Source organism: Halomonas sp. KO116 (assembly GCF_000734975.2).
GTDB lineage: Bacteria > Pseudomonadota > Gammaproteobacteria > Pseudomonadales > Halomonadaceae > Vreelandella > Vreelandella glaciei.
This window is the reverse complement of sequence record NZ_CP011052.1, coordinates 3,746,333-3,770,047: the sequence shown is the minus strand read 5'-3', so window position 1 is coordinate 3,770,047 and position 23,715 is coordinate 3,746,333. Positions and strand designations below refer to the sequence as shown.

Below are 23,715 nucleotides of genomic sequence, written 5' to 3'. Positions count from 1 at the left end.
TATTATCAAAAGTTCAACTAAATGATTATGATTGACATTATCACTCTTGACTAGCGGACGCTAGCTTCGGATACTCTTACGGCCTTTCAAAAGAGAATCACAAGGCGCGAGGGTAGGTTTATTCATTTCAAGGGATCTTCGACATGACTGATAGCAATAGCACAGTCCGGCGCAACGCAAGTCGGGTACGGTGGCAGCAAACCACTACCGCCATTCTGTGCGGCACAACGCTGGTGAGTATTCCCATGCTCGGGAACGCTCAGGAAACCGGCGAAGGCAGTGACGATAACGAGGGATATCGCCTCGCTCCCATTATCGTCAATGCTCAGGCCTACGCTGATGATGATGCCAACTCGATAGTGGCCCAAGAGCTATGGGTCGGCGGTAAAGTGGCCACCAGTCTTCTCGATACCCCCGCCTCCGTGTCGGTCATCACCGAGAAAGAGATTGAGCAGCGCAACGCCTCTACTACCGAGGAAGTGCTGCAATATACACCAGGCGTCCTCACCGATTATTACGGCTCAGATGACCGAAACGACTATTTCAATATTCGAGGTTACCAGGCGACTACCTACCGTGACGGGCTGACGCTAGGTTCAATGCGCGGTGTTCGTGAAGAACCCTACGCCTATGAACGCGTTGAGGTGCTGCGGGGTGCCAACTCCACCCTGTTTGGTCCAGCGGACCCGGGTGGTTCGGTCAACTTCGTGAGCAAACGGCCAAAGTTTGAGTCGTTTGGCGAAGGCTATCTCTCCTACGGTTCACTCGACGCCAAAGAGGCCGGTCTTGATGTGGGTGACACACTGAACGCTGACGAGACTGTGGCCTACCGTTTCACCGGCACCATCCGGGATAGTGATCGTGAATACGATCACTCCAAAGACAACAATGGCTTCTTGATGGGCGGCCTGGCCTGGGAGCCAACAGAGTACACCTCAGCAAGCGTCATCTTTGATTACCTGAAGCGTGACGACACCCCCAATAGCGGTGGGTATCCTCTCGACCGGGAATACGACCGCAGCGACTTCTTTGGTGAGCCTGACTTCAATTATCATGATGTCGAGCGTACCAGCCTCACCGGGCAGCTCACCCATGACTTCAACAACGGCCTGACGCTGCGGGGGAATCTACGCTACAGTGACCTGACTGACGACTTCGGTTACGTTTATATCACTGACTCTGCGGCGCGGGTAGGCAGCGTTGTGGATCGGGACTACTTTGGTACGGACAAAGAAGCCCAGGAGTTGATCGGTAACGCTATACTGCAGTACGACGCCCGCTTTGATCAGGTCGATAGCAGCACGCTCGTGGGTGTCGAATATCGCGATGCCTCAACCAAAGACATCTCTATATACGGTGATGCGGAGTCAATCGACCTAGCGAACCCCGTCTTTAGCGGCGCTCCGAGTAGCTTGTACGTCTATAGCAGCAGCGATCAGGACTACAAAACCAAGTCGGTCTTCTTGACACAGAATTTATCCTTTTATGATCGGTTCATCGTTACCGCGGGCGTGCGCAACGACTCAATGGACATCTCAAGTAAGGGCGAATCCTGGGGCGTTGCATTCGATGACAGCGACGATTTCTCGGAGACCTCCGTCCGCGGTGCGCTGACCTATCGCGTCACCGACGAAATTTCTACCTATGTCAGCATGGTGGAATCGGTCGCGCCGCCCACGATCGGTGTCAAACCCGAACGGGGCGAACAATATGAAATTGGTGCGAAATACGCACCCTTCGGTATGAATGCGCTTTTCTCGGCGGCCATCTATGACCTGACCAAGAATGACGTCACTATTGCGGTCACGCAAGACAATGGCGTCATTGAGCAGGAAACCGTTGGCGAAACCCGCGTGCGGGGTCTTGATCTGGAAGCCAAGACTGAGCTGACCGATAACCTGAGCCTAATCGGTGGTTATTCCTATATGGAGTCGGAAGTGGTTCGCGATGACAACGCCTCCAGAGAAGGCAATGAATTTACCACTGTACCCAACCATACGGCGTCGCTATGGACCTATTACACCCTTCCCAATCAAAATATGAGTGTTGGCCTCGGCGCCCGCTATGTCGGCTCCTATTATTTTGATGCCGCCAATACATCCAAAAGCAGTGCGGCAACGCTCTTTGATGCAGCCTTCAGCTACCAGCTCAGCAAAGACGCCGACCTCGCCGTCAACGTCAGCAACTTGCTTGATGAGCAGCATGTGGTCGGTTCGGCCACGGCAGACTACTATAATCCCGGTCGCGAAATCACCGCAAAAGTGAGCTATCGCTGGTGATGCCCTATCACCCATCCGTAGGCTTTACAGGGCGGGGACTCTAACCGATGGATTTGGCTATTTAGGCAGCCAACGCAAACCCCCACTTTTAAAGGCGGGGGTTTTTGCGCTTTACGCTTCTTGAACACCGTCAACGATAAAGACGCGGTAGTCGGCGCCCTGGAAGCGGTGTTTGCGGGCTTCCTGATAGGCGGGGCTTTGGTACCAGGCACGGGCGGCGGCCATGTCGGAGAAGCGTAGGATTACTGCGCCTTCCATCGCGCTGCCTTCCAGCACTTCAAAATCCCCATAAAAAGCCAGCGGCTGCGGGTCGTGGCCTTCGCGAGCGGCTTTTGCTTTCTCGCCATAGCGCTCCATTTCCTGAGCGTCATGGGTGTGTTCTCGGGTCAGTACGACATAAGCGGGCATTCATTTCTCCTGATGTCATCGTTAATCAATCCGCTAGAGCATATCACCGCCTAACAGCGGAGCCACATTAGAAACCCGTTATTCAGCTTTACTGGCAATATCGGCAGTCAGGGGTGGTACCGGTTCGGGCGTTGGCCCTATCAATGCGACGGGCTCAAGCTGCTCGTTCTCCAGTGTTGCCAGGATGATCTCATAACAATCGTCGATATGGCTGTTGCCCATGTATTTCATGGTGGCAAAGCTGATGCCGCCCGCAATGGCGCTGCCCAGGAACGGCACATATGTCGACGCACTTTTTGCCGAGATCCTGCCAGCTATTTTTTTGAACATCATCGTGATCAATTTGCGGGTGATATATTTACCCGCCATTTTGCTTCCCGTCGTTGAGATGGAAGTCATGATGAACAGCCGGGTTTCTGTGTCCAGACTCTCGATCTGTTCCGGCGATAAGCCAAATTGCTCGTTAATCTTCGGGATCAAGCGCAGCAATATAGCGACGTCAGAACCGATGTTCACGCCGGGAATGGGGATAATGGCGGTGCCGGCAGAAAGACTTGAGCTCTTCGTTACCATTGAGCGGCACGACTGTTTAACGGCTTCGAGCTCTTCCAGTGATCTGATCATATAAATCCCTTCTAAAACAAACGGAAAAGGCGGCAGCCTAAGTGACCGCCGCCTTCTTCAGGCTATTGAATAACGCATTGCGCGGTTAGTCATTGCCATCATAGGTGACGCGCCACACGGCATTCGTTAGGTCATCAGCGATGATGAGGGCGCCGTCTGGGTCGATGCTGACACCAACGGGGCGACCGCGTGTGCGGCTGTCGTCGGTTAGAAAGCCGGTAACGAAATCGATCGGCTCGCCATCGGGTTCGCCGTTGCTGAAGGGCACGAACACCACCTTGTAGCCGACCGGTTCGTTGCGGTTCCAACTGCCGTGTTCGCCGATAAACACGCCTTCCGCGAATTCATCGCCCATTTCAGGAATGGAAAAGGCGAGCCCTAACGGCGCTACGTGCGAACCCAGGCCGTAATCGGGCGATATCGCTGATTCCACCTTGTCAGGGTTCTGCGGGCGAACGCGTGGGTCAACGTGCTGACCCCAATAGCTGTAAGGCCAGCCATAAAAGCCCCCTTCCTGCACGGTGGTGAGGTAGTCGGGTACCAAGTCGGGGCCCAACTCATCACGCTCGTTGACCACGGCCCATAGCTGGTCCGTGTCGGGCTGAATGGTCAGTGCGGTCGGGTTGCGCAAGCCAGTGGCATAAGGCCGGTGCAGGCCGGTTTCGGCATCGATTTCCCACACCTCGGCGCGATTGACCTCGGCTGCCATACCGCGTTCGGTGATATTACTGTTGGAGCCAATACCCACGTATAAGAACTCACCATCGGCGCTTGCGGTCATCGCTTTCGTCCAGTGGTGATTGATTTCAGCGGGTAGCTTGGTCAGTTCTTCCGGCGGCCCGCTGGCTTCGGTTTGGCCTTCCTCGTAGTCAAAACGGACGACTGCATCCTGGTTGGCCACATAGAGGTTGTTATCCATCAAAGCTAGCCCGTAGGGCGCGTTGAGGTCTTCGGCAAACACCGACTGCTCGTAATTACCATCGCTATTTTCATCGCGCAGCAGGGTTAAGCGATTGCCGCTCTCAACAGAGGTCGTGCCCTGGCTTTTGATGTACCCGGCAATGAAGTCTTTTGGCTTCAACTTGGGTGCATTGCCGCCGCTCCCTTCGGCCACCAAAATATCGCCGTTGGGCAATACCAGCGTCTGCCGGGGGATCTGAAGATCGGTGGCAATGGCGGTTATCGTATAGCCATCGGGCACAGTGGGCGTTTGGTCGCCCCACTCAGCGGGTTCGGGGATCGTCATGTCGGGCAAAAGCCCGCGCTGGGGTTCGGGCAGTGTGGGGTCAGGCCCGTACTGCTGAGATTGTTGCGCGCTGGCGGCACTGGCGAGCAACAGCAGCGAAAGAGGCGCAACGTAAAAAGGCGGCAACTTCATGGCTTGCCTCCGGCGCCTAAACGAGAAAAACCTACCCATGCCGCCGTGCCTGCCAGCAACGCCACCACAATGGAGAGGGCAAAACCAGCTGGCATCATGGCCCAGGCGTCTCGCGCATGTACCAGTGAATTGACAAAGCCAAGCACCCAGGTAAGCAAGAGCAGCGCGGGGTAAATCATATTCACTACACCCCGGTGCGAAGAACGGAAGAAGCCAATCAACGCGCATAGCAAGGCGAAACCCGCAAAAACCAGCCCGCCTACGTTCAGCCAGGAAGCGAAGGTAGCCCATTGAATGTGGTAGCTCGTGGAGTAGGCGTAATCACACAAGGTGGCACCAAGAAAGAGCGGCACTGTCCCGGCAAGCATTACGGCATGAAACGGATTCGGCCCGCTTCGATAAGTACGATCGTCAGTGGCTGTCACGGCAAACTCCTTATGCTGTTCAGCTAGTTAATGTACCCAAGCTGGCATGACGCATACGCGCATCCAGCCCCAGGCAACGACATCATGTTCGTTGTGGCGCAGTATAGTTGACGATTTGGTACTTGCCCAAAGCGCAGCGGAGGCTTACACGCAACGTATCGCCACGCCCGTTATGGTGACGGTTATTTAATTAAGCGGCGTCGAAGAGCGGGTGTCACCACGTTCATGCAGCCTGGTGTTTTGCGTTGCTGACGCTCGCCAGCCCAGCGGTGAACTTGAGGCACGCAAAAATGGTCACGGCGTAATCGATATTCAGCTGATCCATGAGTAGCCCGAATAGCGGCGCGCCGACGGTCTGGCCGATAGCGATCGTCAGGAAGCCAATCATCAGGCCTGTGGCGGGTCGGTCGGGGAGTGTAGAGACGCCCCAGATTAAATACACACCGGTGAGCATGATATAAGCCGCACCGAAGAGCATACCGCCGAGGAGCGCTAAGAGGGGCGTGGTAGCGCTGGTGCCGACTAAGATAATCCCTGCCGCTAAGGCCGCCAGAAAACACCAATGGGTGAAATTGAGCCCAAAACGCGCCACTAATGTGCCCGCGGCAGCCCCTAAGATGCCCGCAGTACCAATAGTAATCCAAAGCAGTCCGGCGCCAGTGTTATTCCACCCCAACTGATGTGAAACGAGCAGGCCGCCGAACGACCAAAGCGCAGTGCTGGACGCACCCATCAAAAAGGCGGCCACGATCAGTCGAACAATGTCACTGGTAAACGGCGGCAAACCGGCGGCGGTTTTCGAGGTCGCTTTCGTTTTGCTGGGAACGCTGAATGCGGCAGCGATCGCCATGATAAAAGCAGCGGCTGCAAAGCCCGCGAAGGCTAACCGCCATTGGCCGCCAAGCAGTAACGCGATTGGCCCTGAAAGTGCCACGCCTGCGCCGGTGCCAGCATTGATGATCGTATTAGTAGCGCTTTGTCGATCGGGTCTGACAATCGCGGCCACCGCTGCGGCCATGGGTGGGGAGGCTAGCCCGGTGCTTGAGCCTGCGAGCATGACTGCCGTGGCGAGCAGCAAGGGAGAAGGCGCCACTGCAATACCCACCATGCCTACCGCGGCGACCAGGGCCGCCCCAATGGCAACCGCGCGGGCGCCGATGCGCTCGGTTAGATACGCCGATAGCACGATGGCGACACAGTAGCCCAGAAAAGCCCCGCCGGATATCAAGCCGCTGATGGTAGACGATAGGGAAAGGTCGGCATCGATTTGGGGTAGAAATAGCCCGAAGGCGAAGCGAGCAAAGCCGTAGCAGACGGCAATCAGGCCAAAGCCTGTAGCGCCCAGGTAAAGGCTGGGGTTCATTCGCGTGCCTGCTGGATGAGCGCTGACGCGGCGATACGCGCCGACGTTATCGACCCAGCACCGCGATAGACGGCCGCCGCCGTTGCTCCTTCAAACAAAATAAGGATCTGTTCGGCCAGTTCAGGATTATGTTTGCCGTCGGTCTCTAGCGATACGATTTTCTGAATCTTCTCATACAGACTCGTCTTGTGTGCCAGCACAGCATTGGCGATTTCCGGGGTATCGCCACCGGTTTCGCCGTAAGCGCGCAGGAAAAGACACCCCCGAGAGCCCTCGACCCGCACCCACTCTTCCAGTGCGCCAAACAGCTCGTCAACGCTATCTACTTCGATGGAGCGCTGGAAGCGCCGCTGCCGTTCTGCTAGCACATCACTTATCAGCGCCGTTTTGCTGCCAGCATGTTTGTAGAGCGTGCGGCTCGACATGCCAGCAGCCTGGGTTAGTTTGTCCATTCCGGTGGCGGTAAAGCCGTGCCGGTCGAAAAGAAGTTCTGCTGCAGAAATAAGCTTTGTCTTGGTATCCATCCGCGAAGTGTAAAACGATCACTTTACATCGTCAATTGTTACCTTTTGCGATGGAGTGCATGGAGGCTCACATTTTATTGAGCATCTCCACCGCTTGGTCAAAGTGCCCGTCACGCTCTGCCCAGCGTAGGAACTTCACTTTTTCGACCAGAATTTCCTTGGGTGTTGGTTGCTGGCTAAACAGCGTCATGACTTCTTCGATGTAGTTGTTGAGCGGCATATAGCCTTCCCGGGTGGACTGGCCTGGGGTCAGCTCTGTTTGAACGGCAGGGGGCGCAAGCTCGATGATCTCGACTTTTCCTTTGAGCTGTTCGCGAAGCGAAATCGTGTAGGAATGGATGGCCGCCTTGGTGGCGTTATAGGTGGGTGTTCCGCTCAACGGCACAAACGCCAGCCCGGAAGAGACGTTTACGACCACCGCATCGGGTTGGTGGACGAGGTGATCGGTCAGCGCGTTTGTCAGCCGGATCGGCCCGAGCAGATTGGCGACAACCGTCTGCTCAGCATCGCTGAGGTCTCGCGTACTGGACAAATCCTCGCGCCGCATAATCCCAGCATTGTTGATCAGCACATTGAGGTTGGGGTGCTCGGCGACGACTCGCTCGGCAAAGGCAGTAATGGCTTTTGGGTCCTCAATATCGACGACCATCGCGTACATGTTTTGCTGACCAGTAATGGTCTCTTCCAGCGTTTCGATGCGTCGCCCGGCGACGATAACGGTGTTGCCAAGCGCGTTGAAGCGTAAGGCAAGTTCACGGCCAATCCCGGAGCCGCCACCGGTGATAAGCATAGTATTTCCTGATGTTTTCATGGTTTCACTCTCCATTTATTTGTAGGACTCAGTGCCACTAACGTTTTAACAATTCGGTGGCGGCGGGGCTTGCCAACACCTGCGCAAAGCTTGCCTGATCCTGCAGGTGTGGAGAAACACCTTATTGGTCATGCTAAATTTGAGTCGAGATGCTGGCTTGAGGAAAGCAGATGAACTCACTCATACAAGCGGTTCAGACGTATGCCACGCAACATGCTAATAGCGATGGCTTGGTGTTATCCCGTGTGCCGGGGCTTAGCATGATGTGCGTAGAAACCCCCGCTGGTGACTTGCAATCGATATATAAGCCGCTGGTTTGCTTAGTGTTACAGGGGGCAAAACGGATGATGGTCGGGCGCCAGAACAGAGTGGTATCTGCGGGGGAATCCGCGATTGTGAGCGCGGATATGCCTGTCGTCGGGCGGATAGTCCAGGCGAATCCGAGCGAGCCCTATCTGGCGGTCGCGGTCGAACTGGACATGGTCATCTTACGCGAGCTTGCCGCTCACTTAGGAACGCCGCGGCCCCAGCGGCCATCCGAGATGCAGACACTATTTGCTGAAGATACCGAAGCCGAGGTGATTGACTGCGTATCACGGCTGATGAAGCTGCTGGATCGCCCCGACTCAGCACCGCTTCTACGCCCGGGTATCATGCAGGAGTTGCACTATTGGCTGCTGTCAGGCCCTCATGGGGCCGCTTTACGGGATATTGCTGACCCGGATAGCTACGCGAGCCGCCTTGCTGACGCCATTGCACTCTTGCGAGCCGAGTACACATCGCGCGTGCCGGTGGAGCAATTGGCGACAAAGGCAGGCATGAGCCTCACCTCGTTTCATAAACACTTCAAACACATGACGTCGCTTACGCCGGGGCAATACCAGCAGCGGCTGCGCTTGATAGAAGCCCGCCGCCTGATGCTCGATGAAGGGTGTTCCGCGAGCCATGCTGCCTTCGAGGTGGGGTACGAAAGTGTTTCTCAGTTCACTCGCGAATACGGTCGCCTTTTCCAGCTGCCGCCAAAGCGTGATGCGCTGCGCTTTCAAAAATCCAGCGATGTACGTCGCATTTCCACCGAACCGGCACGTCAGCGCTAAGCTGCGCGTATTCATTGATTGGATTGTGAAATTGATGGCGCAGCATGCGCCTATCGTTGATCGACAGATGCATAAACGCTAACGGTGAAGCCCTTCCTCTTTAAATAGTACTCGACGGTCAGCTCGGGTATTCCCAATAAAAGGCGTAACCAAAGTTTAACCGCATATCAGTTTGCCTCGTCTCTGTCGGCAGATAGGGCAACGTCCTTATACTTTTCGAGCGACTCAATCCGCTCGTTTAGCGCATGACTAATTGAGTCATAGGCGGTGCTTCATAGAGCCAAGCGTAATGGTGGGTTCGACATATCCGCTCTCAGTGAAAGCATTACGGAATAACGCTGAAGATCTCGCATAAGCGAAAACTATGTTCACCGGCTCAACTGAATGGCCAAGCTTGGGCAGTGTACGGCCAATATCGCCGAAGAACTGTAGTTTAATAAGTGAGTCGTCACTAGTCTGCGCGATAGTATTCTTAAAGAAAATAATAATGATTTGTATTAACTGATTGCTATTACTAGAATGTCCCTCCGTTTGCTGATCGTTTGGGAGGGGGGATGCCGGTTTCAGCTGAGAATACGCCATTGGCCGAGATGTACAGTGCACATCATGGTTGGTTGCAGCGCTGGCTGCAGCGTAAGACGGGCTGTAGTTGGCAGGCGGCTGATCTGGCTCAGGATACCTTCCTGCGTATTCTTACTTCCCCGAGTAATTCCTCCCAAATTAGCAAACTTCATGAACCGCGTAGTTTTCTGACCACCATTGCCCGCCGGGTGTGGGTGGACTTTGTGCGTCGGGATGCATTGGAAAAAGCCTGGTTGGAAGCCTTAAAGCATCAACCTGAACCGGCTGCCATTTCGCCGGAAGAACAAGCCCTTATTCTGGAAACCCTGTTTCAGATTGATGAAATGTTGGAAGGGTTAGGCAACAAGGTAAGCCAGGCGTTTTTGCTCTGCCATTTGGAGGGTCTGCGTTATGCCGAGATCGCCGAACGCTTGGGGGTATCCGTCAGCTCGGTGAAAAAATACATGGCCAAGGCGACTGAACATTGCTTGCTGCTGATGTGCGAAGAACCGCTATGAGCGATATCCAGGCAGCCCGCAAAGATACCCTCAGGGCTGCTGCCCGCTGGTACGCACTGCTGTGCTCGGAGGAGGTTACTGCACAGCAAAAACACGCGCATGCTGCTTGGTTAGCGGAGGATCCCGCCCACACTCATGCCTGGCAAGAGGTTGAAAAATTACGTCGACAGTTTCAGGCGATTCCGGGCACACCTGCGCTTGATGCGTTGCAAATTAAGCAGCGTCAGGGCCATAGCCGACGAGCAGTACTGCGTGGTTTTGCTTTATTGGCAGCAGGAAGTGCGCTGGGCTCGTTGGCCTGGCAGCGGGCACCGGTAGACAGCTGGATGGCCAGCCACCGCACCGCACGGGGCGAACGTCGCGAATATACTCTGGCGGGTGGAACACAGCTGGTGCTCAATACCGCCACCGCATTGGATGTGGTGGAAACCTCTACCACGCAGTTGATTCGCCTCTATGCAGGCGAAATCTTTATCCGCACGCGGAATGAAACGGGAAAAGTGGCCGCTGCCAAAACGCTTCAGGTGCATACCGAGCAGGGTACTGTGGTGCCGTTGGGCACCGTGTTTACCGTGCGCAAGCTGGGCACCTCTACCCAGGTTACTGTGTTGGAAGATGAGGTCGAGTTGATTCCTCAGTCGGGTGGCGGCAAAACGCAACACCTTGTTGCCGGAGAGCAGGCGCAGATGAGCTCGGTTAATGTGGAAGTTGCCACTGCCAGCGATCAGGCGGATAGCTGGACGCGCGGTCTGCTGGTGGCGGTAGACTGGCCGTTGAACCGTTTGGTAGCAGAGTTGAGCCGTTACCGTACAGGCGTACTGCGCTGTGACCCCTCTATTGCTGGGCTGAGAGTGTCAGGCGCTTTCCCTATTGATAATACTGACCGGGCGCTAAGTGCCTATTCAAAATTAATCGCGTGATCAGTTCCGTAACCACCGAGTAAGCGGTGTACCTCTTCACGTAGACGTTCAAACGAGAGATAGGCACTCAAGGGCAGCCAGGTGTACTTCATCTGCCGCCACAGAATCTCTATCAGATTCAGCTCTGGTGAGTAGGCAGACAGATAGATCAGATGCACACGTTGCGACATCCACTCCACCCTCTTGCGCCTAAAGGCCTTGGAGCGATGCATGCTGGCATTGTCGAGCACCACAACAGCGAAGGTGTCTGGATCCTTCTGGATCACAAACTGGTCAAACGCTTCTATGACCGTTTCCGTGGTCACTGTCTCGGTTGTCGTGTGATAGACCAGTTTTCCGGCTCGGCTTAAGAATCCCAGCACGTTTAGCCTTCGGCTGCGGGAGTAGGCAGTGACTTCCCAGGGCTTGCCGATAGGGCTCCACGCATACGGCACCGACGACGCTTGTGAAAAACCTGATTCATCAAAGTAATAGAGCTCGTGCTCGCCTTGGTCCTCTTGCTCGTGAAGCGCTTTCATCAGGCCTTGCGTTTTGCGAAAGTCCGTTTCGTCACGCTGGGGCTTGAGTGAATGCCGAATGCGCTTGAAGCTATGACCATTTTTTTTTCAACGCCCGGCGCAGTGTCACCGTGGCGACAGACTTGCCGGTCTCTTCTTGAAAGCGAGCCTGTAAGGCGCGAATCTGATGGGGATGCTCGGCTACCAACGCTTGCAGTCGCTTGTGATCGTGTTCATCGAGGGCGGGTGTTCGTCCACTACGCGGTTTGTCGATGAGACCATCAAAACCGGACACTTCCCATTGCTTGAACCATCGTGATACGGCATCGCGGCGAACCTGAAGTATCTCACTGATTTGGTTAATAGTATGGCCTTGGTCACTCAGTAGAATGGCATGCGCCCGACGACGGAGAGCGCGCTTCTCGCCATGGTGATAGGCGGAGGTCAGCGTCTGTTGTTCAGGTTCAGTGAGAGGGGCAACGAAGCGTTTTTCCATGGTTCTGTCCGTGTCAGAAATCCTGGCATGGATATTACACGAAAACTTTATATCAGGTACTTACAAGCCATTGCCAATGCGTTGCCGGTTAGCGTCGACCGACTGACGCAATATTGGGTAACCCTCAAAGCTAGCGAATAAAAAGTTGGATTATTTATTGTCCCTTTTCCGATCTCGTTCGACCCAGAGATAAAGCAACCGATCCTGGAATTAACGAGATAAAGATGACCACATCCTTTAACCCCAAGCAGACACTCATATCCCTTCGATATCACCATTGCAAATCCTCGTGCGCGTTTGGCGGTATCGCCCTGGGCTGTGCCCTGATGAGTTCGATGTCGCTTTTGCCCCTACAGGCAGCGCAGGTGCAAACAGCGGACGGGCAGGCGCAACAGGCTGCTAGCCAGCAGGCATACAGCATCGAACCAGGATCGTTGGGCAGTGTATTGAGTCAATTCGCCAGCCATGCGGGCATTGTGTTGTCCTTCCCCGCTAATCTCACTGATGACCTGCAAAGCGCTGGATTGAATGGGCGTTATAGCGTGGAGGAGGGGTTTGCCCAGTTTGCTTCAGGGCAGTGGTTTGAAAGTGGTCAAGCGGGGGCCTGCGGACTATGTAATGGAAAAAACAGGTACTGCAGAAAACATGGTGTTGGATACCGTAGCAGTGGTGGGCAGCCGAATCAGTAGTGATGGCTATTTGGCCTTTAGCACCTCGGCGGGTAGTAAAACCGATACACCGCTGATAGAGCTTGCGCAAAGTATCAGCGTGGTCACCGAAGAGCAGCTACGTGACCGCCAGCCGTCGTCAGTAGAGCAGGCAGTGGCTTATACGGCTGGGGTTCGGGTTGAAGCAGCGGGGATGGACCCGCGCTTTGACTTGATCTCGGTGAGGGGTTATCCGACGGTATATCATGGCGATTTCCTGGATGGTTTGCGCCAACCCAATAGTGGCTGGCTCTCCTACTACTCCACCGTGCCCTATAACCTGGAACGCATTGAGGTAGTCAAAGGCCCCGATTCGATGCGCTATGGTCAGCTATCACCGGGTGGGCTGGTGAACCGGGTTAGCAAACGTCCAAGTGCTGATGCGCCCCAGGAAGTGCAACTGCAGGTGGGAAGCCATAACCATCTGCAAGGCCAGTTCGATGTCGGCGGGGAAATGGGCAGTGATGTGCAGTACCGTTTGGTGGGCGTTATGCGCGACGCACAAACGGATATTGAACAGGTCGATAATGACGTCACCCTGCTGGCGCCAACCCTTCATTGGCAGATGAGCGAGCGTACTGACATTACCTTTATTACCCAGTATCAGGAGCGCCAGACCTCTGCATCACCGCGTCCTTACCAAGACGGTGATAACCTGACCCATTTTTGGTCTGGCGATGAAGACTTCGATAAGCTGGATCAAGAGCAGTGGGCACTGGGCTATGAATTTAATCACCGTTGGAGTGACCAGCTACAGCTGCAGCAAAATGTACGCTACGGTCAGGTGGATACCACCAACCAGTACCTCTCAGCAGGCACCTTATCCGGTACAACGCTGAGCCGGAGCAGTGTCGGTCTTTACGAAGAGATGGAGTCTCTTAGTGCTGATACTAGGCTGATGGCGACTTTTGATCAGGGCAAGGTGGAACACCAAGTAATGTTAGGCGCTGACTACGCTTATCTTGAGAACGATGTTATTTATGCGGGTGGTAGCGCACCGTCGATCGATATCGACAATCCGGATTACAGTCAGCCTGTAGCCCAGCCGAATAACGTTTGGACAAACGACAGTGGGGAAACCCACCGCAGAGGCCTTTACTTACAGGATCAGGTCAAGCTCGATAACTGGCGTTTGACCGCAGGCATACGTCGCGACTGGGCGCGCGACGAGACTCGCAACAACCTCACCGGTACTGTCAGCGAAAGCCGGGATGAGAAAAATACTTGGCGCTTGGGCGCACTCTACGCATTTGATTCGGGGCTGTCGCCGTACTTCAGCTATGCGCAATCGTTCCTGCCTGAGAGCGGTACCGATGTGAGCGGTAATGACTTCGATCCTACCGAAGGTGAGCAGTTTGAGCTGGGGCTGAAATACCAGCCAGTAGGCAGAGAGACGATGCTGACGGCGGCGATCTATCAGATCGATGAAACCAATCGTAAAACCACCGATATCGAGAACCCGCTATTTCAAGTACAAACCGGAGAAGTGCGCACCCGTGGGTTGGAGCTTGAGGCCGTTGGAAATGTCACCGACGACCTACGCATGACCGCAAGCTACAACTACAACCGCAGCGAAATCACCGCAGATAATGATGGCAATGAAGGGAGTGACCTGGCGAACACCCCGCGCCATCTGGCGTCCCTTTGGGTGGATTATCGCGTACCTGCGTTGGAACGACTGCATCTTGCCGGAGGAGTGCGCTACATCGGTAGTGAGTACATTGATAATGCCAACAGCAATAAAAATAGTGCATACAGCCTGATTGATATGGCGGCTCACTATGATTTCGCGGGCTCTTTGCAGGGGGTTCGTGCCAGCCTCAATGCTACTAACGTGACGGACGAAGAGCATATCTCCTGTGAGGGCATCTATTGCTATCGTGGTGCCGGCCGCAGCCTGATTGGCAGTATCGCTTACCAGTGGTGATGAGATGCCAGTATCGTGGAGGAAACGATTTTTGAAACTGCTCGTTAATAATTTAATGTTTGCCGGGCTGGTCTTGTTGACTGTATCAGTATCCAAATCGCAGGCTCAGGCGTCGCCAGCCATGGACGAGCGTCAGGTGACGCTGGATCAGACGCTGGAGTGGAAGATGCAAAACCAACAAGGCGCCACCTATCGTATCCTGATCAGCAAACCGGAAGGCGCGGTGCCTGACAGCGGCGGTTACCCGGTGATCTATGTGTTGGATGGCAACGCTTATTTCGCTTCCTTACATGAGGCCAAGCGGGCACAGGAACAGTTCCGCCAAGCCATTATCGTTGGTATTGCTTATCCGGGTGAAGCGCCGCATAACTTCTTGCGCCGCTCTTACGACTTATCACCGCCGGTGGCAGAAGAGCAGAACACGCCACCGCAGGGCGGGCAGGATGAGTTGCTGGATTTTATCGAGCACAGCTTAATGCCTGCTATTGCCGAGCGCTTCACTGTGGATGCTAATCACCAGAGTCTTTATGGTCACTCTTTTGGCGGTATGTTTGCGATTTATGCCTTATTTACCCGGCCGGATCTGTTTGACCACATCGTCGCCGCCAGCCCCAGCCTCTGGTGGAACGATAGCTACTTGTTGAAGCATGAACGCGACTTCAGGCAACAGGTTGAGGCCGAAGAGGTAAATGTCATCCATCACAGCTTGTCATTGGCCGTGGCCGACAACGACTCACTCCAGAACCAGCAGGATGCTAGTCAGCTGTATCAGCGGCTTGAAGATCTGTCGGCATACGGTTTGCGCAGCAGTTTCCATAAAGTGGAGGGTGAAGATCATATGTCCGTCCCCTTTGTGCTGGAGTCACGTGTCCTCAAGCAGCTTCTGGGCACTCGAGGCGGCTGACCGAGGGATTTAAGCACTCAAATACTTACCTGGTAGTCGTTCGGCCAGAAACTCCATAAATAGCCGGGTACGTTGAGAAAGCGTGGCTTGTCGGTAGTAAACGGCGTTGACGGCTTGGGTTTGTAGCGTGGTGCAGTCGGGTAATACATCTACCAACACGCCATTCTGGCGGGGTGCGATGGTCATGAAGTCGGCCAGGCAAACAACTCCTTCCCCCGCTATGGCGAGCTCTATTAAGGTGCTGCCGCTGGAGGCGGATAGCGTGGGCGTGATGTGTAAACGTTTGCCGTCTGCGAGGATGAGCGGCCATTGATTAAGGTGATCGAGCTGGCTGAAACCCAGCAGGCTGTGAGCTTGGAGGTCTTCAATGCTTTGCGGTACGCCGGCGCGTTCGAGATACGCGGGGCTGGCCAGAAGGCGCAAGGGGCTGTAGCCAAGTAGCCGGGCGTGTAGTGATGAATCCTCCAGTTCGCCGATGCGAATGGCTAGATCGACCCGCTGTTCTAAAAGGTCGACAAAGCGGTCATGGGTATCTAATTCTAGTGTGATGCCTGGATAGCTGGCGCGGAACTCGCCAATCAATGGCACAATCACGAACTGCATAAAGCTGGGGGCGGCGTTAATACGCAGCCGACCTTGAGGCTGATTGTGGCGATCTAGCATCGCCTCTTCGGCTTCTTCCACGGCGGCCAGGATACGGCGGCAGTGCTCAAGGAGTGTTTCGCCCTCTTCGGTAAGCTCCAAGCGGCGTGTGGTTCTGCGCAGCAGGGTGGCGCCCAGTTTTTGCTCTAGCCGGTTCAGCGCGCGGCTTACGCCAGAAACGCTAATGCCCAGCCGTTCAGCGGCACTGGTGATCGAGCCACTATCCACGACGGTGACAAAGGCTTGTTGCTCTTCAAGGGTACTTTTCATTGAAGGCTTTCCATAAAGAAGCGAATATTGACGTACTCTACGCTGAGTATTGTTGACTTTAAATCAAAAGTGTCTTGCCTCAGCATCGCTTCTTTTTTCTCATCGTAACTCCCACAATATGCGCCAAGAACGTCACGTCTACTTCTGTTAGCGCTGATGATCAACCTCTTGGGGAGAAAGTGTTAGATGAAGATTCTGCTAATTAACGGTGGTAAGGCCTTTGCGCACTCTGGCGGTGAACTCAATAATACGCTACACGGCGTGGCGGTGAGTACGCTCAAGGAGATGGGCTACGAGATTCGTGAGACGGTCATTGATCAAGGCTACGATCTTGAAACCGAGGTGCAACACTACCTATGGGCAGACACGATTGTGTACCAGATGCCTGGCTGGTGGATGGGTGCGCCCTGGATCGTGAAGCGCTACATCGATGAAGTGTTCACCGAAGGCCACGGTTCTCTGTATGCCAGTGATGGCCGTAGCCGCCAAGACCCAACCAAACAGTACGGCAGCGGTGGTTTGCTGCAAGGCCGTCGCTATATGCTGTCGCTGACCTGGAATGCACCTTTAGAAGCCTTCGATGAGCCGGGTAACTTCTTTGAAGGGCGTGGGGTGGAGGGGGTTTATTTCCCGTTCCATAAGTCGCAGGAGTTTATTGGCCTTGAGGCACTGCCAACGTTCATCGCCAACGATGTGATGAAAGTGCCACAGGTCGATCGTAACAAAGCCGATTACCGTGACCATTTGCGTAAAGTCTTAGGCTAATGTCATTAGCTTAAGTCTCTGTTCGAAAAGCGCCCACCTGGCAGGTGGGCGTTTTCGTTTGCTGGTGGTGAGCTTAGCGTTCCCGGTTTAGGCTTTGTACGGTTAGGTCCAGTGCCTTGTACATGTTGAGCCGGGCTGAGAGGCCGATATCCGGGTGGTTAAGCTCATTGGCGCGTTCGGAGGGCAGTATCGGGGCTGTCAGGTCATCAGCGTCCGTTGGTTCGAAATCGTACTCTTCACCGATGGTCATGGCGCTACGGCGCAGCAGCATGCGTAGCTGCGCGGGAGTAAGCTCGGGCTCGATCGACATCATGGCTGCTAACAGGCCAGCTACCAGCGGCGTCGCGTAGGAAGTGCCGCAGTGCGCCTCGCCTTGCTCACCTTCTAGTAGTGAAGAGCCTCGCACACAGGCGGCGGCGGTGATATCCACACGCATATCGATATTCGAAGCGTTGCGTTTGATCACGTAGCGGGGATCCTCGACCTGGACATCCTCATCGCTGCGCTGATGGCCACCCACCACGAACAGCTGATCGGTCACGAAAGAGGAGGGCAGACGATACTCGTCTCTTCCCGAATAGGAGGACGCGTTGCCCGCTGAATTGACGACCACGACATCGGGGTGCGCCTCGCGTAGCCACAGGAAGAACTCTTCAAGCAGCTCTTCATAACCGCTCATGGCGATGCCCGAACGCACCAGTGAATCGATTTCCTTGCCGTTGATGTCGATGGCCCCAACGCGATGAATACCCCAGCTCCAGTTGAGCACGCGTACCCCGTCCTCGACCAGATTGACCGAGGCGGCGACATTGGCGGTGATGCCCGCATCCGAGTTGCGGTCCACAATCACATCGAAGCCAGGGCCTACCTCATCCAGCCCACGCAGAAAGCCGCTGTTGCCGCCTTCATTCCAGGCCGCGGCCAATACGCCGGTGACGGTCGTACCATGCCCGTCGGGTTTGGCGGCATCGCGGGCATAAACGCAGGTTCTTGTCGCTTCGGCGCGGCACTCCCCCAGGTAATCCGCAAAATCGGGAGCGTCGAAATCGACCTCGCGTTCGATAACGCCAATGCGGATTGGCTGTGTCTCAATATCACCGTCCAGCCCCTCAAGCGATAGTCGGCGCTGGTAAAAGTTAACGGCGTCCAGAAAACGATTCGACGCCCACTCCTGGTCATCCGCATCGGGCGGGCTGCTTGTCTCGCTCTCGATGCTTTCCTCTGCCCCTGACTCCTCGGTCACTACGGCATCCACACTGACTTCGTTACCCAGCCTGAGTACCAGTGCGTCGCGTTCATCCAGGTCGCTGACAGGCAAGCGCAACTGATAGGTGTTGAGGGGTGGAATCATGCCGACCACTTCGGCACCGTACTTGTCTGCTAAACGCTGGGCTTCTTGGGCACCATCGTGGCTCTCTTCAATAATCAGGCTGACCAAGTCCACATAGGTAGTGATGCCATCCATGTTCTTCGCCACCTCTTGCTCGGTGGCTGCTACCACATTGCTGCCCTTGAGGCTGACCCAGACTGGATTGCTGGCCTGCTCGTGCTGTGAAAGCCACAGCGGGCCGCTTTGCGCATCAGCGCTATTGAGGCGGATACGAAGCCGGTCGCTATCATGGTCGATCGCCTCTGCTGGGAGGGGCGTGCCGTTCAGCGTTACCTGAAATTCGCCCTCATCAAGCCCACTGGCCTGAAGGCAAAATTCTTGAATATCCATCTGCAGCAGGCCGCCGCAGCGCTGCAGTTGTTCGATGCGCAAAGGTTGTTCGGCCACTGCGCCTGTGGTTATCCACATCAATGCCAGCGCTGTTGCCAAGCGACCGACGCCCCCATAGGTGACCGCCATGCGGTTACTCCAAACGGTAGTTGGTTAATGGTGCGTAGCATAACCGCATTGGCTGAACGGAACATGAACCCGATTTTGATGAGTAGGAAAGTTTTCCTTCTTAACGGCTAAACCGATAGCGCAGTTTAGGCAGCGTGCGAGCGACTGGCGGTAGGCGAGTGCTCATGATCAGCGCGGCAATAGCCGCATACATCGCCCATTCCTGCATATCGGCGCGCACCACCCAAAAGAAGTGCAGCAGCACCAAACCCAAAATAGCGTAGGAAAATTTGTGCAGCGGTTTCCAGCGTTTACCCAGGCGTTTCATCGCCCAGCGATTGGAGGTGGCGCCCAGCACGGCAAGACCGAGCAGCGCGATCATGCCGACCACGATGTAGGGCCGTTTCACCAGTTCACTGCCCAGTAGCCCCCAATTGAGGCCGAGAATAAACAGCGCGTAGCTGAGCAAGTGTAGGGTGGCGTAGGCGAGGGTCCAGAGGCCCAACTGGCGCCGGATCAGCGCAAAGCCTTTCCAGCGGGTGAGTTTGGTTAACGGTGTAAGGCTAAGGGTGAGCAGCAATAGCCACAGCCCGCCGATGCCGAGATTCAGCAGCAGGTAGCGCCCCGGTTCGGGGCCGGCGGCGTTATTGGCCACCTGCCAGCTCCAGAACAGCAGCGGCGCTAGGGCGGCCAAAAACACGCCCACGCGCCAAAATAGCCATGTGCGCTGTGTTGCCATCAGTAGTTCGCTCTCAAATCTAACCCCGCATAAAGCTCGGCGACTTCGTTGGCATAGCCGTTAAACATCAGGGTATCAATGGTATTCGTGTTGAACAGACTGTTGGGTAAGCGGCGCTCGGTGGCTTGGCTCCAGCGGGGATGATCAACCTCGGGGTTAACGTTGGCATAGAAGCCGTACTCATCAGGGGCGATAAGCTGCCAGGAGTTGACCGGCTGCTCTTCCACCAGTGAGATCCTTACGATCGACTTGATGCTCTTGAAGCCGTACTTCCAGGGCACTACCAAGCGTAAGGGTGCGCCATTCTGGTTAGGAAGTTCGCGGCCGTACATGCCCATGGCAAGCAGGGTGAGAGGGTTCATGGCTTCGTCCAGGCGCAGCCCTTCCACGTACGGCCAGTCGATCAGCGAGAAAGAGGAGCGCTGCCCAGGCATCTGTTCAGGGTCAACCAGGGTTTCAAAGCGGACGTATTTGGCTTTGCTGGTGGGGTCGGCGCGTTTGATCACCTCGGCAAGTGGGATGCCGAGCCAGGGAATCACCATCGACCAGGCTTCCACGCAGCGCAGGCGGTAAATGCGCTCTTCAAACTGGGCGGGCTTAGCAAAATCTTCCAGGGCAAAGCGACCGCCGTTGTTGACTTCGCCATCCACCACCACGCTCCAGGGTTCTGTCTTCAAGCTGCCTGCGTGGCGGGCAGGGTCGTTTTTGCCTGAACCAAACTCGTAGAAGTTGTTATAGCCGCTGGCATCATCAAAGGGGGCGATCTTGTCTTTTGAAGGATCGCTTGGGGTCATCGCTTCCCACTGGGTGTCACTAATCTTCTCCTTCAACCATGCAGGGGCGCTGCCTGCCGGCACATCCGAGTAATCGGCGCTGGCGCTAGCCTGACCCGAAAGCGCAAGCCCGGCGCCCAGGCCTGCCATGCCGCCCATAAAACGCCGCCGGGAAAGGTAAATGGATTCCGGGGTAACATCGGATTCGCTTAAATCACTCGGCTTGGCAATTTTTATTAGCATGAGGTGTCTCCAGTTAATGCAACAGCGGTTTTAGAATGCACAATAGCAAGCTGCGTATGAAGTTATATAAGAAGCTATACAAGAAGCTATGGTTCGACGCTTGGGTCGGTATAAAGTTCTACATAACTTATATGGTGTAGAGATTGATAGCCTCATATGGATAGCCGAGCAGCCATTGTCGGAAGTGTATAAAGCGTTGTGTTGGGCGCCCTCTGACCAGCACGCATCCTTATTCTCAACGTTTACCTATGGCCAAGGAACCCTATGACTTCCACTCGACGTGAGTTGGTGTCGTTAATTGAGCAGGGCGCTATACCGCCTGAGCAGGTGGCACGTGCTCTTGAAGTGGCTGGGCTATGGCCGATGCCACGCGAGTGGGTGATATTGGTTGACCGACTGTTGCTGTGGCTGGGTGGGTTAGCAACGGCATTTTCAGTGCTGTTTTGGGTGGCCTATCACTGGGCCGAGATGGAGCGCTGGCTGCGCTTTGGCGTGGTGGAGGCGACGCTGCTGATGGCAGTGGGTTTCGCCCTTTGGCCACAGGCTAGCCCAGCCGTTAAGCGTGTCGCGTTAACGGCGGCCAGTTTGTTAGTGGGCGTGCTGCTGGGGCTATTCGGTCAGGTGTATCAAACTGGTGCCGACCCTTGGCAGCTTTTTTTTACCTGGGCGCTGCTCGTGCTGCCTTGGGTCTGGGTGGCGCGCTTCCCTCTGCTCTGGGTAGTGTGGCTGGGATTGCTGAACCTGGCGGTCGGGCTCTATTGCCGGACCTGGGGCGGGCCGTTGGGTGTGTTGGCCAGCAGTGACGCCGCATTGTGGGGGTTGTTTGGGCTCAACACCCTCGCTCTGGTGGTCGTTGAGTGGGGTACGCATTATCTGGACTGGCGTTCCAGTCAGTGGGCCATTCGCCTAATGTCGGTGGGTAGTGGCGTTCCTGTCACATTGTTAATGATGTCTTTGTTAGTTGACGCAGGCCTCGTTTGGTCGCCAGTAGTGGCGATTTACCCGTTTTGGCTGGCGGGGCTATATGGCGTTTACCGCTATGGGCGGCCTAATCTATTCATGCTCGCGGGGGGTTGTGTCTCGCTAATCATGGTGGCGACCCTGCTCCTTGCCCGGCTGTTATTATGGGAAGGCGATTGGCAGGAGGGAAGTCTGATGTTGATCACCATCGCGGTGTTAGCGATGGGCGCTGGCGCGGTGATATGGCTGAAGCGGCTACATCGGGCGCTTTCACAATGACGAACAGTAATGTGGATTTAAAAACCAAACTGAGCCGCGCGGGCATCACGTTAAATGAGTCACCCACCTCAGCGTCGTTGGAACCGCCTTGGTTTGTACGCGCGCTTCAGGCCTTTTCAGGCTGGTTAGCGGCGCTGTTTCTGCTTGGGTTTATTGCCATGGGCTTGGTGTTCGTGGTGGAAAGCAGCGCTGCTTCAATGGGGCTAGGTGTTGTGATGATTGGCGCTGCGTTTGGTCTGTTTCGCAGGGCCCGCGGCGATGTGTTGGAACACTTGGCACTGGCCGTTAGTCTGGCGGGGCAGCTTCTCATCGTCTGGGCCTTGGTGGCTTGGTGGGAAGCAACCCCTTATTCATTATGGTCGCTATTGGGCTGGTCACTCGTTGGTTTACAGTGTGTTTTGGCGTTGGTCATGCCGAGCCAGGTACATCGTACGTTTTCAGCATTTGCCGCCACGCTGGCGTTCTATATGGCCTTGGCAACCAGCAGCTTGGCGCCCCTCGCCAGTGGTTTTGTATTGTTGGTGATAACGCTGCTCTGGCTCAATGAGTTCCGCTGGCCTAACCGCATCAAACACGTGCAGGCCTGGGGCTATGGGCTGTTGATTGGTCTTTTGGCCATACAGGGCGTCGTGCCCAATGAGCAGGTTTTCTGGTTCTGGTTTGAGGAGCACTCAAGCGGTGGTTTTAGTCGGCTAGCGCCTTGGCTTAATGCTTTATTCGTCGCGGTCTCTTTGGTGGCGCTCCTGTATGCGGTGTGCCGGCGGCAAAGTCCCTACCGTTTCCACGGAAGCATCTATATCGCGCCGGTGGTGATACTGCTGATCGCTTTTTATGCACCTGGCATCGCCGTTGGGGTGGTCATTTTGCTGCTAGGTTTCGCCATTGGTCACCGCCCGTTGGTCGGCATAGGGGTGTTTTCGCTATTGATGGGGATGGGCAGTTATTACTATTGGCTGGATACAACGCTATTCGTTAAAGCACTTTCACTGCTCATCATGGGGTTAAGTATGCTGACGCTGCGTTGGTTGTTGCATAAACGTCTGCCCCAGCGTGAAAGCGAGCATACGGAAAGGGGGCGCTACGAATGAAACTGACCCCTAAACAGTATCGATGGCTAGTGATCGCGGCTGCCATTGTGGTGCTGGCTGTTGTTAATGGCGCGATTTGGCAAAAAGAGCGCCATTTAGCCTCGGGTAAGATTGTCTATCTGGAACTGGCGCCAGTCGATCCGCGCTCATTAATACAGGGCGATTACATGGCGCTGAGTTTCGCGCTGGGAAATCAGGTTCTAAGCGCACTAGCGCAACAAGAGTCAGTGCCGCAAGGAAGGTCTCAGAAAGCCCACAATGGCGCTGTGGTTGTGCGGCTAGATGGACAGCGTGTCGCTCACTTTCAGCGCTTAGATAATGGGGCTGCGTTGGGTGCTAAGGAAAAGCGTTTGCGCTATCGCCTGCGCAACGGCCAAGTTCGCTTTGCCACCGATGCGTTCTTCTTCCAAGAAGGTCACGCTGAGCGGTATGCGTCTGCCCGGTACGGCCAGTTTCGGGTGAACACTAAGGGCGAGCTGCTGTTGGTCGCTATGTACGATGAAGCGCTTAATCGGTTGGGTGAAATGACCCAGTGAGGGCTGGTTTTCATGCGGTTGCTCACTTTTCGCCCGTGATATCCCCGGTGCGCCTTGCACCCTGTAGAAAGGTAAGCTGTAATTCCTGCTCCCACTGACAAGGATAGCGCCAGATGACCTTTGGGCTGGCTATTAATTAGCGTGTCGGTGGTT

The 23,715-nt window shown here is 55.2% G+C and carries 22 protein-coding genes; 10 read left to right on the top strand and 12 right to left on the bottom strand.

Annotated elements, in window-relative coordinates; translation table 11 throughout:
* The first annotated feature begins 143 nt into the window (after nt 1–143).
* A complete protein-coding gene (locus KO116_RS17180; RefSeq protein ID WP_035563796.1) occupies nt 144–2,279 on the top strand; it encodes a TonB-dependent siderophore receptor in 2,136 nt (711 codons plus the stop codon).
* A 111-nt stretch (nt 2,280–2,390) separates the two neighbouring features.
* Here the strand turns inward: KO116_RS17180 and KO116_RS17175 are convergent, their stop codons facing one another.
* From KO116_RS17175 to KO116_RS17145, 7 genes are all read right to left on the bottom strand, one after another.
* Nucleotides 2,391–2,687, bottom strand: a complete 297-nt coding sequence (locus tag KO116_RS17175; protein WP_035563799.1) for a DUF1330 domain-containing protein — start codon at nt 2,685–2,687, stop codon at nt 2,391–2,393.
* Nucleotides 2,688–2,765: 78 nt separating this feature from the next.
* Nucleotides 2,766–3,311: a hypothetical protein gene (locus KO116_RS17170; RefSeq protein ID WP_035563802.1), complete on the bottom strand. Its 546-nt coding sequence runs from the start codon at nt 3,309–3,311 to the stop codon at nt 2,766–2,768.
* Nucleotides 3,312–3,396: 85 nt separating this feature from the next.
* Nucleotides 3,397–4,689: a PQQ-dependent sugar dehydrogenase gene (locus KO116_RS17165; RefSeq protein ID WP_035563805.1), complete on the bottom strand. Its 1,293-nt coding sequence runs from the start codon at nt 4,687–4,689 to the stop codon at nt 3,397–3,399.
* Nucleotides 4,686–5,114, bottom strand: a complete 429-nt coding sequence (locus KO116_RS17160) for a DUF2231 domain-containing protein (RefSeq protein WP_035563808.1) — start codon at nt 5,112–5,114, stop codon at nt 4,686–4,688. Before KO116_RS17160 ends, KO116_RS17165 begins: the two co-directional genes overlap by 4 nt.
* A gap of 223 nt (nt 5,115–5,337) precedes the next feature.
* Nucleotides 5,338–6,477 carry an MFS transporter gene (locus KO116_RS17155; protein ID WP_035563813.1) on the bottom strand — a complete coding sequence of 380 codons (1,140 nt, stop codon included), beginning with the start codon at nt 6,475–6,477 and terminating at the stop codon, nt 5,338–5,340.
* A complete protein-coding gene (locus KO116_RS17150; protein WP_035563816.1) occupies nt 6,474–7,001 on the bottom strand; it encodes a TetR/AcrR family transcriptional regulator in 528 nt (175 codons plus the stop codon). The genes KO116_RS17155 and KO116_RS17150 overlap by 4 nt, the downstream gene beginning before the upstream one ends.
* A gap of 67 nt (nt 7,002–7,068) precedes the next feature.
* Nucleotides 7,069–7,812 (bottom strand): SDR family oxidoreductase, encoded by a 744-nt coding sequence (locus KO116_RS17145; protein ID WP_035563819.1) that lies wholly within the window; start codon nt 7,810–7,812, stop codon nt 7,069–7,071.
* Between the two features lie 170 nt (nt 7,813–7,982).
* Between KO116_RS17145 and KO116_RS17140 the strand changes: the two genes are divergently transcribed.
* The 3 genes from KO116_RS17140 (at nt 7,983) to KO116_RS17130 (ending at nt 10,908) form a co-directional block, all read left to right on the top strand.
* Complete coding sequence (locus KO116_RS17140) at nt 7,983–8,909, top strand: AraC family transcriptional regulator (RefSeq protein ID WP_035563821.1); 927 nt, start codon at nt 7,983–7,985, stop codon at nt 8,907–8,909.
* Between the two features lie 554 nt (nt 8,910–9,463).
* Nucleotides 9,464–9,988, top strand: coding sequence for a sigma-70 family RNA polymerase sigma factor (locus KO116_RS17135; RefSeq protein WP_035563824.1), 525 nt, complete (start codon nt 9,464–9,466; stop codon nt 9,986–9,988).
* The gene (locus KO116_RS17130) at nt 9,985–10,908 is read left to right on the top strand and encodes a FecR domain-containing protein (protein WP_045812164.1); all 924 of its coding nucleotides are present in this window, start codon (nt 9,985–9,987) and stop codon (nt 10,906–10,908) included. The genes KO116_RS17135 and KO116_RS17130 overlap by 4 nt, the downstream gene beginning before the upstream one ends.
* Here KO116_RS17130 and KO116_RS24750 read toward each other — a convergent pair.
* Nucleotides 10,887–11,901 (bottom strand): IS630 family transposase gene (locus KO116_RS24750; protein ID WP_144408607.1). Its coding sequence is split into 2 segments (ribosomal slippage): nt 10,887–11,513 and nt 11,515–11,901, totalling 1,014 coding nucleotides; the frame shifts between segments, so codons are not numbered across the junction. The genes KO116_RS17130 and KO116_RS24750 overlap by 22 nt on opposite strands.
* A 555-nt stretch (nt 11,902–12,456) precedes the next feature.
* Here KO116_RS24750 and KO116_RS17115 point away from each other — a divergent pair.
* Together KO116_RS17115 and KO116_RS17110 are read left to right on the top strand one after the other, a co-directional pair.
* Nucleotides 12,457–14,535 (top strand): TonB-dependent siderophore receptor, encoded by a 2,079-nt coding sequence (locus tag KO116_RS17115; RefSeq protein ID WP_052703795.1) that lies wholly within the window; start codon nt 12,457–12,459, stop codon nt 14,533–14,535.
* A 31-nt stretch (nt 14,536–14,566) separates the two neighbouring features.
* Entirely contained in the window at nt 14,567–15,439 is an 873-nt protein-coding gene (locus KO116_RS17110; RefSeq protein ID WP_082072629.1) for an alpha/beta hydrolase, read from the top strand.
* Nucleotides 15,440–15,448: 9 nt separating this feature from the next.
* Here the strand turns inward: KO116_RS17110 and KO116_RS17105 are convergent, their stop codons facing one another.
* A complete protein-coding gene (locus tag KO116_RS17105) occupies nt 15,449–16,351 on the bottom strand; it encodes a LysR substrate-binding domain-containing protein (protein ID WP_035563832.1) in 903 nt (300 codons plus the stop codon).
* Nucleotides 16,352–16,537: 186 nt separating this feature from the next.
* On the opposite strand from KO116_RS17105, the gene KO116_RS17100 reads away from it, so the two are divergent.
* Nucleotides 16,538–17,116 carry an NAD(P)H-dependent oxidoreductase gene (locus KO116_RS17100; RefSeq protein WP_035563835.1) on the top strand — a complete coding sequence of 193 codons (579 nt, stop codon included), beginning with the start codon at nt 16,538–16,540 and terminating at the stop codon, nt 17,114–17,116.
* Between the two features lie 73 nt (nt 17,117–17,189).
* Here the strand turns inward: KO116_RS17100 and KO116_RS17095 are convergent, their stop codons facing one another.
* The 3 genes from KO116_RS17095 to msrP form a co-directional block, all read right to left on the bottom strand.
* The gene (locus KO116_RS17095; protein ID WP_052703794.1) at nt 17,190–18,965 is read right to left on the bottom strand and encodes a S8/S53 family peptidase; all 1,776 of its coding nucleotides are present in this window, start codon (nt 18,963–18,965) and stop codon (nt 17,190–17,192) included.
* 100 nt (nt 18,966–19,065) lie between these two features.
* Nucleotides 19,066–19,683, bottom strand: coding sequence for a protein-methionine-sulfoxide reductase heme-binding subunit MsrQ (msrQ, locus tag KO116_RS17090; protein WP_035563838.1), 618 nt, complete (start codon nt 19,681–19,683; stop codon nt 19,066–19,068).
* Nucleotides 19,683–20,699, bottom strand: coding sequence for a protein-methionine-sulfoxide reductase catalytic subunit MsrP (gene msrP, locus KO116_RS17085; protein WP_035563841.1), 1,017 nt, complete (start codon nt 20,697–20,699; stop codon nt 19,683–19,685). Before msrP ends, msrQ begins: the two co-directional genes overlap by 1 nt.
* A 264-nt stretch (nt 20,700–20,963) precedes the next feature.
* Between msrP and KO116_RS17080 the strand changes: the two genes are divergently transcribed.
* From KO116_RS17080 to KO116_RS17070, 3 genes are read left to right on the top strand one after another with little or no spacing between them, the layout of a single operon-like run.
* Entirely contained in the window at nt 20,964–21,938 is a 975-nt protein-coding gene (locus KO116_RS17080; RefSeq protein WP_035563844.1) for a DUF2157 domain-containing protein, read from the top strand.
* Nucleotides 21,935–23,026 (top strand): DUF4401 domain-containing protein, encoded by a 1,092-nt coding sequence (locus KO116_RS17075; RefSeq protein ID WP_045812163.1) that lies wholly within the window; start codon nt 21,935–21,937, stop codon nt 23,024–23,026. Before KO116_RS17080 ends, KO116_RS17075 begins: the two co-directional genes overlap by 4 nt.
* On the top strand, nt 23,023–23,562 hold the full coding sequence (locus KO116_RS17070; RefSeq protein ID WP_035563847.1) for a GDYXXLXY domain-containing protein: 540 nt from the start codon (nt 23,023–23,025) through the stop codon (nt 23,560–23,562). Before KO116_RS17075 ends, KO116_RS17070 begins: the two co-directional genes overlap by 4 nt.
* Nucleotides 23,563–23,715: the final 153 nt, after the last annotated feature.